The sequence below is a fragment of the Marinobacter gudaonensis genome, from assembly GCF_900115175.1.
Classification (GTDB): domain Bacteria; phylum Pseudomonadota; class Gammaproteobacteria; order Pseudomonadales; family Oleiphilaceae; genus Marinobacter; species Marinobacter gudaonensis.
Map to the genome: position 1 here is coordinate 156,096 of NZ_FOYV01000001.1, position 12,265 is coordinate 168,360.

Annotated in this window: 10 protein-coding genes; 8 read left to right on the top strand and 2 right to left on the bottom strand. The window is 60.0% G+C overall.

Going from position 1 to position 12,265, the window contains the following annotated elements; all coding sequences use genetic code 11:
• Window positions 1-43: 43 nt before the first annotated feature.
• The 8 genes from rlmN to der all read left to right on the top strand — a co-directional run bounded on the left by rlmN (window position 44) and on the right by der (window position 8,864).
• Window positions 44-1,156, top strand: coding sequence for a 23S rRNA (adenine(2503)-C(2))-methyltransferase RlmN (rlmN, locus tag BM344_RS00800; RefSeq protein WP_091984888.1), 1,113 nt, complete (start codon window positions 44-46; stop codon window positions 1,154-1,156).
• Between the two features lie 85 nt (window positions 1,157-1,241).
• The gene (pilW, locus tag BM344_RS00805) at window positions 1,242-2,003 is read left to right on the top strand and encodes a type IV pilus biogenesis/stability protein PilW (protein WP_091984891.1); all 762 of its coding nucleotides are present in this window, start codon (window positions 1,242-1,244) and stop codon (window positions 2,001-2,003) included.
• The gene (locus tag BM344_RS00810) at window positions 1,993-3,060 is read left to right on the top strand and encodes a RodZ domain-containing protein (protein ID WP_091984894.1); all 1,068 of its coding nucleotides are present in this window, start codon (window positions 1,993-1,995) and stop codon (window positions 3,058-3,060) included. The genes pilW and BM344_RS00810 overlap by 11 nt, the downstream gene beginning before the upstream one ends.
• Before the next feature lie 46 nt (window positions 3,061-3,106).
• Window positions 3,107-4,225, top strand: a complete 1,119-nt coding sequence (gene ispG / locus BM344_RS00815) for a flavodoxin-dependent (E)-4-hydroxy-3-methylbut-2-enyl-diphosphate synthase (RefSeq protein ID WP_091984897.1) — start codon at window positions 3,107-3,109, stop codon at window positions 4,223-4,225.
• A 49-nt stretch (window positions 4,226-4,274) separates the two neighbouring features.
• The gene (gene hisS / locus BM344_RS00820) at window positions 4,275-5,555 is read left to right on the top strand and encodes a histidine--tRNA ligase (RefSeq protein ID WP_091984900.1); all 1,281 of its coding nucleotides are present in this window, start codon (window positions 4,275-4,277) and stop codon (window positions 5,553-5,555) included.
• Window positions 5,556-5,607: 52 nt separating this feature from the next.
• Complete coding sequence (locus BM344_RS00825) at window positions 5,608-6,264, top strand: YfgM family protein (RefSeq protein ID WP_091984903.1); 657 nt, start codon at window positions 5,608-5,610, stop codon at window positions 6,262-6,264.
• Window positions 6,264-7,433 (top strand): outer membrane protein assembly factor BamB, encoded by a 1,170-nt coding sequence (bamB, locus tag BM344_RS00830; protein ID WP_091984906.1) that lies wholly within the window; start codon window positions 6,264-6,266, stop codon window positions 7,431-7,433. Before BM344_RS00825 ends, bamB begins: the two co-directional genes overlap by 1 nt.
• Window positions 7,434-7,442: 9 nt before the next feature.
• Complete coding sequence (gene der, locus BM344_RS00835; RefSeq protein WP_091984909.1) at window positions 7,443-8,864, top strand: ribosome biogenesis GTPase Der; 1,422 nt, start codon at window positions 7,443-7,445, stop codon at window positions 8,862-8,864.
• Window positions 8,865-8,867: 3 nt separating this feature from the next.
• Here the strand turns inward: der and pta are convergent, their stop codons facing one another.
• Together pta and BM344_RS00845 are read right to left on the bottom strand one after the other, a co-directional pair.
• Window positions 8,868-11,021 carry a phosphate acetyltransferase gene (pta, locus tag BM344_RS00840; protein ID WP_091984912.1) on the bottom strand — a complete coding sequence of 718 codons (2,154 nt, stop codon included), beginning with the start codon at window positions 11,019-11,021 and terminating at the stop codon, window positions 8,868-8,870.
• A gap of 24 nt (window positions 11,022-11,045) precedes the next feature.
• On the bottom strand, window positions 11,046-12,242 hold the full coding sequence (locus BM344_RS00845) for an acetate/propionate family kinase (protein WP_091984915.1): 1,197 nt from the start codon (window positions 12,240-12,242) through the stop codon (window positions 11,046-11,048).
• Window positions 12,243-12,265: the final 23 nt, after the last annotated feature.

The window sequence follows — 12,265 nt, forward strand, 5'->3', positions numbered from 1 at the left end:
CGTCCGGCCGTCTCCGCATTGGTTATCTGATCGAGGTTATTGAATGACAGCGGCCGCTGAAAAAACCAACCTTCTGGGAATGCCGAAAGCAAAGCTCGAGGCTTTCTTCGAGTCCCTGGGGGAGAAGCGTTTCCGTGCCACCCAGATCCTGCAATGGATCCACCAGCGCGGTGTCGATGACTTCGATCAAATGACCAATGTCAGTAAGGCGCTGCGTGAGAAGCTCAAGCAGGTGGCTGAAATTCGGGGGCCCGAGGTGGTCTACGACGAAACGTCGAAGGACGGTACCCGCAAGTGGGTGATGCGCATGGACAACGGCAACAGCGTTGAGACCGTGCTCATTCCCGATGGGGAGCGAGGCACCCTGTGTGTATCGTCGCAGATTGGCTGCAGCCTTGATTGTACTTTCTGTTCTACCGGCAAGCGTGGCTTCAATCGCAACCTGACGGCGGCCGAGGTGATCGGCCAGGTGTGGGTGGCACGCAAGGCGTTCATGCCTTTCGAGCCGGGTCCGGACCGGCCGATCACGAACGTTGTCATGATGGGGATGGGCGAGCCGCTGCTCAATTTCGAGAACGTGGTGGATGCCATGAACCTGATGATGGAGGACCTGGCCTACGGTATCTCCAAGCGCCGGGTAACCCTGAGCACCTCCGGCGTGGTACCGGCCCTGGATCGACTCTCTGAAGTTACCGATGTTTCACTGGCCATCTCGCTTCATGCCCCGAATGATGAGCTGCGTAACAAGCTGGTGCCGCTGAACAAGAAATACCCGATTTCAGAGCTGTTGGCGGCGACCAAGCGCTATTTTGCAAGGCTGCCTGACAAGCGGAAGGCAACCATTGAATACACCGTGATTGAGGGGGTGAATGATCAGCCCGAGCATGCGCGCGAACTCGCGGTGCTTCTGCGAGATCTTCCCTGCAAGATCAACCTGATCCCCTTCAATCCGTTCCCGGAAAGCGATTTCAGGCGGCCCAGCATGAACGCGACACGGCGGTTCCAGGCGGTTCTTAACGAGGCGGGCTACATCACCACCATCCGGACGACCCGGGGCGATGACATCGATGCTGCTTGCGGTCAGCTTGTTGGCAGGGTGGAAGACCGCACCCGAAGAAGCCAGAGGTATATCCAGGTTCAGCAGGTCAATCCCTGAACCGGAACGTGATCGAGCCCAGCTAAGGAAGGGGAGACCAGTGACAAGAGCGCCAGCAAACCGACGTGTTTTGACGATCGCAGCCATGCTGCTGACCCTCGTTGTCACAGGCTGCGTTACTACTACAGACAGTCGGTTTGCCCGGGAGGCTGATCGAGAGGAAGCACTGGAGAATTACGTCACCCTGGCTACAGCGTATATCGGCCAGGGTAACCTCGACCGGGCCCGTCACCATCTGGACCGGGCCCTGAAACTGGACTCCGATTACCCTGGCGCCAGGGCGGCCATGGGGCTGGTGTACAATTCCGAGGGTGAACCGGAGCTGGCTGAGAAAAATTTCCGACAGGCCATCGCGGAAGACCCAGGTTACACCCGGGCCCGGGTCTACTACGGAGCTTTCCTGTTCGGGCAGGGGCGTATGTCAGATGCAAGGGAGCAGTTTCTTGCTGCGGCACGGGATACATCCTACCAGGACCGTGGGTCGGTGTTTTTCAATCTGGGTATGACCCAGGAGCGCCTCGGTGAACTGGACGAAGCCGCTACATCCTATCGCCGGGCGGTGGAGCTCACCCGTGGGGACGCCCGGCCTCTGCTGGCGCTCTCGCGGGTCTCGGTAGAGCTGGGAAACTTCGATGATGCCGCCCGCTATTATTCGCGCCTGCTATCGATGATGCAGCGCAACCCGCGGCTGGTGCACTCGCCGGAGAGCCTGCTCACTGGTATCCGTATCGCTCGCCACTTCAGCGATCGTGACCAGGAGGCGAGTCTGGTGCTCCAGCTCAGGAACAACTATCCGGAGTCAGTTGAATACCAACAATACAAGGTGCTGATTTCTAATGGCAACTGAAGAAAATGAACAGCCGGTCGCCAGGGAGCCGGTAGGTCAGCAATTACAGAAGGCTCGCGAACAGGCGGGCCTCAGTGTGAGCGACATCGCCCGCGCCCAGCACCTGCGGCCGTCGGTGATCCAGGCCATCGAAGCGGGCGATCACAGCAAAATTGACAGTGAACTCTTTCTCAAAGGGTATGTCAGGGCCTACGCGAAGCAGGTTGGTCTCGACGCCGACGCGGTGATTGCCAATCTGGACCAAGAACTGGAGCCATTGCGTGTCCAGAAGGAGCAGGAACAGGAAGCCAACCCGCTGGTGGATATTGAACGTCGCAGACGTCGAAAGCGCCAGCTTGCCAAGGTGCTGTTTTTATTAGTGGTTCTTGGGGTTGCGAGCTATCTGGTGTTTTCCTTTGTGTTGCCTCAGGACGGCTCTGATGTGACGTCACCGGAAGCGATGTCCGAGCCGCAGTCTTCTGTGGTCGACCCGGGCGAGGGTGAGGCCGCGGGTAGCGGTAGTGCTGAGTCGGCTTCAGAGCCGGTCGCGGATTCGCCATCGGCCCAGTCGGACTTGATGGCGTCGGAGTCTGCGTCCGAGTTCCCGGCACAGGAAACCGCAGTAAGCGAGGAGCCTGAGGCTTCTGCCAGTACAGCGGTTGAAGTGAGCGCGGTGGATTCGACGATCGATATCCAGTCCACTGCCGAAGAAGAAGCGCCGGCCGAAGAAATGCAGGCGGAGGAAGCACCGGTGTCTGAGCCGATTCCTCAGGTCGTGCAGAGTCCCGAGCCGGTGCTGGAAGACCCGAACGGGTTTGGTGAAGCCTCGGATTCCGGTCGGCTTCAGATCGTGTTTAATGGCGATTGCTGGGTTCAGGTCAGTGACTCGACCGGCAATCGACTGGTGAATTCCCTTCAGCGGGACGGTGACCGGATTGATGTAACCGGCGCGGCGCCGCTGAGGGTTGTCATTGGCGCGGTTGATGCGGTTGAATCCATTCGTTTTGAGGGTGAACCGGTGGATATCGACGGGTTCCGGGTTGTTAATAACCGGACAGAATTTACCCTGACGCTCTGAATGACATTCTGAATTTGGCTCAATTTTCGATCTCGGTCAGCACGACATGAAACAGGATTCCCCGATAGTCAGACGCAAATCCCGCCAGATCATGGTGGGTAATGTTCCCGTTGGAGGCGACGCGCCGATATCGGTGCAGAGCATGACCAACACCAACACCTGCGATGTGGACGCAACGGTAGGCCAGATCCGCGCATTGCAGGACGCCGGCGCCGATATTGTGCGTGTGTCGGTCCCGTCCATGGACGCCGCAGAGGCCTTTGGCCGGATCCGCAAGCAGGTGTCGCTTCCGCTGGTGGCGGATATCCACTTTGACTACAAGATTGCATTGAGAGTGGCGGAACTCGGTGTCGACTGCCTCCGTATCAACCCCGGCAATATCGGCCGAGATGATCGGGTCAGTGCGGTAATCAGCGCCGCCCGTGATCGCAACATCCCCATCCGGATTGGCGTTAACGCCGGCTCGCTGGAAAAAGCGCTTCAGCGGAAGTACGGAGAGCCCACGCCGGAAGCTCTGGTCGAGTCGGCCATGCGCCACATCGATATTCTTGATCGCCATGATTTCCAGGACTTCAAGGTGAGCCTCAAGGCGTCGGAAGTGTTCATGACGGTTGCTGCCTATCGCAAGATCGCCGCGCAGATCGAGCAGCCCCTGCACCTAGGCATCACTGAGGCCGGCGGTTTTCGCTCAGGCACCGTCAAGTCGTCCATTGGTCTTGGCATGCTGCTCATGGATGGCATCGGCGATACCATTCGCGTATCTCTGGCAGCTGACCCGGTCCAGGAGATCAAGGTCGGGTACGACATCCTCAAGAGTCTTCGCCTGAGAAGCCGGGGCATCAACTTTATTGCCTGTCCTAGCTGTTCACGCCAGAACTTCGATGTGATCCAGACCATGAACGATCTGGAAGCCCGTCTGGAAGACGTCAATACATCCATGGATGTCGCCATTATCGGCTGCATTGTGAATGGCCCCGGTGAAGCCAAGGTTGCGGATATGGGGTTGACCGGGGGTAGCCCGAAAAACCTGTTCTACATGGCGGGCAAGCCCAACCAGAAGCTGGACAACGCGACCCTGACCGATGACCTTGAGCGGCTGATCCGCGAGGAAGTAGCGCGTCGAAAAGAGCAGGAAGACGCGATCATTGCCCGTTCGGAGAGCTGATCCGCTGCGAGATCCAGGCACACCATCCAGAAAGATTTAAGGGTTTACATTGGCAAAGATTCAGGCAATTCGCGGGATGAACGATATCCTGCCGGAGCAGACGCCCGTGTGGCAATTTGTGGAGTCCACGGTGCGCCGGGTGTTGGCCCAGTACGGGTACCAGGAAATCCGAATGCCCATCGTGGAACAGACAGACCTGTTCAAGCGGTCGATCGGCGAGGTGACCGACATTGTCGAGAAAGAAATGTACACCTTCGAGGACCGCAACGGCGATAGCCTGACCCTCCGTCCTGAGGGCACCGCCGGCTGCGTGCGCGCTGCTGAGGAGCATGGCCTGCTGTTCAACCAGACCCGGCGTTTGTGGTACACGGGGCCGATGTTCCGCCACGAGCGTCCGCAGAAGGGCCGGTATCGGCAGTTTCACCAGATTGGCGTGGAATGTTTTGGCATCCCGGGACCGGACATAGATGCCGAGCTGCTGATCCTGACGGCCCGCCTCTGGCGGGAACTCGGGCTCGCCGAACACACCCGCCTGGAAATCAATTCCATCGGTACCTCCGAGGCCAGGAAGGTCTATCGTTCAGCGCTCGTGGACTACCTGAGCCAGTTCAAATCCGAGCTGGACGCCGACAGCCAGCGCCGGCTGGAAAGCAATCCCTTGCGTATCCTCGACAGTAAGGATCCGGGAACCCGGAAGATCCTGGAGCAGGCTCCGAGCCTGGATGATTATCTCGACGAGGAATCCCGGGAACATTTCGAGCGGCTGAAAGCGTTGCTCGACGCTGCCGGCGTTCGCTACTCGGTGAATCCGGCGCTGGTTCGAGGACTTGATTACTACGGCAAGACCGTTTTTGAGTGGATCACCGACAGCCTCGGCGCCCAGGGCACAGTATGTGCCGGCGGTCGCTACGACGGACTGGTCGAGCAGCTCGGCGGCAAGCCTACCGTTGCCGTTGGCTTTGCCATGGGCCTCGAGCGCCTGATCCTGCTGCTCGAGACGCTGGGACTGATTCCGGATGAGGTGAACAGCAACGCGGATGTCTATGTGACAGCCATGGGTGAGGGTGCTCTGGCGCCGGCCCTGGTGCTCTCGGAACAGCTGCGGGCTGCACTGCCCGGTCGCGTGATTGTCTGCCATTGTGGCGGTGGCAGTTTCAAGAGCCAGATGAAGAAAGCCGACCGCAGCGGCGCCCGCTACGCCGTCATTCTCGGCGAGAACGAAGTGGCCAGCCAGACCGTTGGGCTGAAACCCCTGCGAGCGGATGAGCCCCAGAGCGAAGTGGCGCAGGCCGAACTCGCCGGCGTGCTGGCCGACGTGCTAGGCGGCTGAACCAGAACCGATTGACCGATACAAAAGCAAAAATTCGACGACAGGAGTTTTCATGGCAGAGTTGCGCACCGAAGAGGAACAGATCCAGGCCATCAAGGACTGGTGGAAGAAAAACGGCAGCTCCCTGCTCATTGGTATTGGCGCCGCGCTGGCCATCGTATTTGGCTGGCAGGCGTGGCAGAACTACGAGGCTCAGCAGCGCACCGAGGCGGCGAACCAGTTTGCCAACCTGCTCAATGCGTTCAGCGACCAGAGTGACGAGCAAAGTGGCGAGACCGTGGCTTTTGTGGCCGAGACCCTGCGGAATGACTATACCGACAGCGCCTACGCCATCTACGGCAACCTGATTCTTGCCCGTCAGCAGATGATGCAGCAGGAGAACCCCGAGGCGGCCATCGACTCGCTGAAATGGGCCCTGGAAAAGTCCGGTGAGCACCAGGCCCTGGCGCTGGTGGTTCGTAATCGCCTGGCACGGGCCCAGTTCTCTGCCGGGCAATACGACGACGCCCTGGCTACCATCGATGCCGCCGGCAGCGCCGACGCTTTTGATGCCATCTTCTCCGAACTTCGCGGCGACATCCTGCTTGCCCAGGGCGATCGCGACGGTGCCCGTGAAGCCTACCTGGCCGCCCGTGAGCAAAGCCAGCAGGGCCGTAGCGGGGTGCTGGAGCTGAAACTGGCAGACCTGGGTGTCGGGGAGGGGGCTTGATGCCTTCTTTGTACAACAGGCTACGGGGACGCGCCATACTGCTGGTGCTGTTACTGGCCGGAATGGCCGGGTGCAGTACGACCGACACCTTTGAGCAACCAGCACCTCTGCCAGAGATTGAAGCCACGGCCGAGTTCAAGCGAGTCTGGAGCATGTCGGTGGGCGATGGCCACGATGGCGATTTCCTGTACCTGGCGCCGCTCAACGCCGGAGATCTCATCTATGCGGCATCGGCTGATGGCGAGCTGTACGCCGTGGAGTCCGAGGCGGGCAAGGTGGTCTGGCAACGTGAGACCAACGACCGAATCTTTTCGGGTCTCGGCGGCGATAACGACCGGCTCTACCTGACCACAGAGGACGCCGAACTGGTGGCGCTGTCCCGGGCCGATGGCACCGAACTCTGGCGTCAGTCTCTGCCTACGGAAGTGCTCTCGGCCCCCCAGTCCAACGGTAATCTGGTGGTGACGCACACCATCGATGGCAAAGTACTGGGCTTCAATGCCGCCAGTGGCGAGAAGCTCTGGCAGTACGACGGCACGGTACCGGTACTTTCCATTCGCGGGGCAGCCGCGCCCCTGGTGGGCGGCGACATAGTGATAGCGTCTTTTGCCAGTGGTCGGATGATCGCGCTCACCGCCGACGCGGGCCAGCCGGTATGGCAGTACGAAGTGGGCCAGCCCCAGGGCCGTACAGAGCTTGAGCGCCTGGTTGATATAACCGGCCAGCCACTGGTGCTGGATTCTGCCATCCTGGCGGTTGGCTACCAGGGCAAGCTTGCCCTGGTGGATATCCGTACCGGGCAGGAAATCTGGAGCCGCAAGGCCTCCAGTCTGTACTCACCGATGGTCGGTGGTGGTGATATCTACCTTGCCTCAGCCAACGGCGATCTGGTGGCCCTGCGCGGTTCCGATCGCCGGGAAATATGGACTCAGGACCGCTTGGCGTGGAGGCAGCTCACTCAGCCCATGTTGTACAACGATTACCTGGTAGTGGGTGATTTTGAAGGGTATCTGCACGCACTCAACCGTGAGGACGGCGCCCTGGTGGGGCAGCTCGAGTTTGACGATGAGGGTATCCGCGTACCGGCACAGCGGCTGGCCAATGGTAACCTGCTCGTTTTTGGAAACAGCGGCGAAATGGCTGTTTTCAAGGTTCAGCCTCAGGATTGATTCCCTATTATGACGCCAGTAATCGCCCTTGTCGGACGTCCCAACGTTGGCAAATCCACGCTATTCAACCAGATGACCCGTTCGCGGGATGCCCTGGTTGCCGATTTTCCCGGACTGACCCGGGACCGTAAGTACGGCGAGGGCTATTATGAGGGCCAGCGCTTTATCGTAATCGATACCGGCGGCCTGACTGGCGATGAGCAAGGTCTGGATCTCGAGATGGCCCGGCAGTCCATGCAGGCGGTTGAAGAAGCAGACATCGTGCTGTTCCTGGTGGACGGCCGTGCTGGCCTGACTGCCGGCGATGAGCTGATTGCCGATAATCTGCGCCGGTCCGGCAAAACAGCCCATCTGGTGGTCAACAAAACCGATGGCCAGGATCCCGATATTGCCGCCTCTGACTTTTACAGCCTGGGCTTTGAGTCCACGTTCCTGATTGCGGCTTCTCACAACCGGGGCATCCGGTCCATGCTGGACCTGCTTCTGCCTTCGGACGAAGAGCAGCAGGAGCAGGATCGGGCTGACCGGTACCCTGGCATTCGCATTGGAGTGGTCGGCCGACCCAACGTGGGCAAGTCCACCCTGGTTAACCGAATGCTGGGCGAAGATCGCGTGGTGGTCTACGACATGCCCGGTACCACCCGAGACAGCGTCTATATTCCTTACGAACGCCTGGGGCATCAGTACACCCTGATTGATACCGCGGGTGTGCGCCGTCGCAAGAACGTTCGCGAGGTGGTGGAAAAGTTTTCCATTATCAAGACGCTGCAGGCCATTGATGATGCCCACGTGGTAATCCTTGTGATCGACGCGCGGGAAGGACTCGTGGACCAGGACCTGCACCTGATCGGTTTTGTGCTGGACGCCGGGCGTTCCCTGGTGATTGCCGTTAACAAGTGGGATGGCATGGACCCCGAGGACAGGGCCCGTGTGAAGGAGCAGGTGCAGCGGCGACTGGACTTCCTCGATTACGCTGACAAACACTACATTTCGGCGCTTCATGGCTCTGGGGTCGGAGTGATGTACGAATCCGTGCAAGCCTGTTATGAGTCTGCGATGGCGAAATGGCCGACCAACCGGCTGACTGCCATCCTCCAGGACGCGGTTGCCCAGCATCAGCCGCCCATGGTCCATGGGCGTCGAATCAAGCTCCGGTATGCCCACCAGGGTGGTTCCAACCCGCCAGTAATCGTAGTCCACGGCAACCAGGTGGATGCGTTGCCTGGTGCCTACAAACGGTACCTGGAGAACACCTTCCGGAAGGTGTTGAATGTAACCGGGTCGCCCATCCGGTTCGAGTTCAAGGCTGGTGAAAACCCGTTCGCTGGCAAGGTTGACCGACTCACACCACGGCAAAAGGTCAAAAAGGACAACGACCTCAAGCAGGGTCGCCGTCCCAAAAAGCAGCGCCAGAAAAGCGTCAAGCGCTGACCCTCAGCCCCTGGTGGCGTTTTCCACCTGCCTCGCCTGTACGGCGGTCAAGGCAATCGTAAACACGATATCCTCCACCAGGGCTCCTCTCGAAAGATCGTTCACCGGCTTTCTGAGGCCCTGAAGCATGGGCCCGATACTCACCACATTGGCGCTGCGCTGTACCGCCTTGTAGGTGGTATTGCCGGTGTTAAGGTCCGGGAATACGAAGACGGTCGCCTTGCCGGCCACCTTGCTGTCCGGTGCCTTGCTCTTTCCGACGCTCTCGATGGCGGCCGCATCGTATTGCAGCGGGCCGTCGAGCAGCAGGTCGGGGCGACGTTCGCGGGCAAGCCGGGTGGCTTCCCGCACTTTGTCGACATCCTGGCCGCTGCCGGACTCGCCAGTGCTGTAACTGATCATCGCCACCCGCGGCTCAATGCCAAACGCTTCAGCAGACTCGGCGCTCTGGATCGCGATGTCCGCGAGCTCTTCCGCGGTGGGGTCCGGGTTGATGGCACAGTCGCCGTAAACCACCACCTGTTGCGGCAACAGCATGAAGAACACCGACGACACCACCTTGGCGTGGTCGTGGGTCTTGATCAACTGAAGGGCTGGCCGAACGGTGTTGGCGGTGGTGTGGACAGCACCGGACACCAGGCCGTCGGCCTCGTCAAGGGCTACCATCATGGTTCCCAGAACCACATTGTCCTCCAGCATCGCCTCGGCCATATCAGAGGTCAGGCCCTTGTGCTTGCGCAGTTCCACCATGGGTGCGATATAACGTTCTCTTACTTCGGCGGGGTCAATGATCTCGATATCCTCCGGCAGCTCCAGGTCCTGGGAGCCGGCCACCCGGCGGATTTCATCTGGCTTGCCAATCAGGGCGCAGCGGGCCAGCTTGCGCTGGTGGCAGATGATGGCGGCCTGTACCGTACGCGGTTCGTTGCCCTCGGGCAGCACAATCCGCTTGGCAGCCGCCCGGGCACGCTCCGAAAGCTGGTAGCGAAAGGCAGGTGGAGAGAGCCGGCTCTGGCGTTCCACCCGAAGATGCTGCTGCAGCCAGTCGGTGTCTATACGGGTTGCAACGGCTTCCATGGCTTTTTCGATCCGTGCCGGATCATCCACAGGAATGGCGTTGGACAGGTTCGCCAACATATGGGCAGATTCGTAGGTATTGGCATCGGAACCCAGCACTGGCAGACCGGTTTGCAGTGCGCTGTGGCAGAGATCGATCACGCGCTGATCCGGCAACAGTCCGCCGGTCAGCATCAGGCCGGCCAGGGGAACCCCGTTCAGGGCGGCGAGGGCGGTCGTTACAATGATGTCTTCGCGGTCGCCCGGTGTGACCATCAGCGTGCCGGGTCGCAGCGTCTCGGTCATATTGCGGATGCTTCGGGCGCACACGGATACCCGCTGAACCCGTCGGGCATTCATTTGCCCCTCACTGAGGACCGGAAGCTTGAGTTCGCGGACGATGTCGGAGATTCGGGGTGCCAGCAGTTCGGGCTGCCAGGGTATCTCCGCGATCAGCCGAAAGCGCTCCTCCCGGAAAACCCGGCATTCGGTGCGGTACTTTACGGAAACCGGGCCCTGATCATCTGACGACCGTGGTTCCAGGCCGGATTTCTCCGGTTCGCCCACCTTGTTCAGGATAATGCCGATCACGTCCGGATCGCTCGGGTCGGCGAACAGGCGGGCGGAGAAGTCCAGCTCTTCATCGAGCTGTTGAGCGGTCTGGTGGCCGGGCGTGCTCACCAGGATGACCTCGGAGCCGAGGTTGCGGGCAACTTCCACATTCAGGCGGGCAATGTAGGCCTCGGTCCGGTCAGGCACCAGCCCCTCGATAATGACCACATCGAATTCCCGGGCGACTTTCTGATATTCACCGACCACGGTTTCCATCAGTTCGTCAGACTTGCCCCGGTTTAGTTGCTGCTGGGCCTGCTTCAGGGGCAGCGGGTCGGGGGGATTCATGTGGCTGCTGGCACGAACGAAGGCCACGGAGGAATCCTGACCTTCATTATGCACAGCCTCAGCCTGGTGAACGGTCTGGCGGAAGGGCTTATAGAAGCCGACGCTGACGCCGACCCGCTCCAGGGCCCGTAACAGACCCAGGCAGACAGACGTGAGGCCGGAATCCATGGAGGTCGGGGCAATGAAAAGGCTTTTGGCCATGGGGCGGTTCCTTTGCGTTATCGGTCACGCGTTGGGGGTATTTTCAGCAAGCTGCAGCGCCTCGCGAGCGATCATCAGCTCTTCATTGGTCGGAATGACCAGCACCGGATACCGGGATTCGGCGCTTTCTATCCGGCCATCGCTGTATTCTCCGTGATGGTTATTGAGGTCGGTACTCAGCTTGTATCCGAAGATTTCCAGGTTGTCGATGGTCTGCTGTCGGATCCGGGCACTGTTTTCGCCGATGCCACCGGTGAACACCAGGCCATCAAGTTCCTTCACTGACGCCATCATCGCACCAATGTACCGGGCTAACCGGAAACAGAACACATCGATGGCATTCCTGGATGGCTCGTGGCCGTGGTCGGCCAGCTCGCACAGGGTGCGCATGTCATTGGTCTGGCCCGAGAGCCCCAACAGGCCACCCCGTTGATTCAGGCTTCGGTGCACCTCATCGGCCGCCATGCCCTTGCTGGCCAGGAAGTCGAAGAGCCCCGGGTCGACATCGCCGCTTCGTGTTCCCATGACCAGGCCCTCGAGCGGGGTGAGCCCCATGCTGGTATCCACACTGATGCCGTCTCGAATGGCGGTAACGCTGCAGCCGTTACCGAGATGGGCGGAGATGATGGACGTTGTCGCCGGTGTTTTGTCCAACAGGCGGGCAGCTTCAAGGACTATGTAGGCATGGCTGGTACCGTGGAAACCGTAGCGTCTAACGCCCCAGTCCTGATACCAGGCCTCAGGAACGGCATACAGATAGGCCCGTTTGGGCAGGGTCTGGTGAAAGGCGGTATCAAAGACTGCGGTCTGCGGTACGTCTGGAAACTGTGACAGGGTGGCCCGGATTCCTGAGAGGTTGACCGGATTGTGCAGAGGCGCCAGCGCGGCACAGTTTTCGATAGCGTTGATGACGCTATCATCAATCAGGGCGGCCTCGCGGAATGTTTCGCCCCCGTGAACCACCCGGTGGCCAACTGCGACGGGGGCAGAACTCATCAACCCGCGCTCACGAAAGACTTCCACCAGTGATTCCAGGGCCTGACTGTGACTGGCTCCCGGTGGCAGCGTGAGCGGGGTGTCCTCGTGCCCAAGGCGGGCGAACGCATCGTCCTGGCCAAGACGTTCGGCGAGGGCCGATGCCTGTTTCTGCAGGCGGTTATCGAAAAGAGCGAGCTTGAGCGATGAGCTGCCGCAGTTGACGACAAGTACGGTATCTTCCATGGCAAAAAACGTCCGGCGATTAA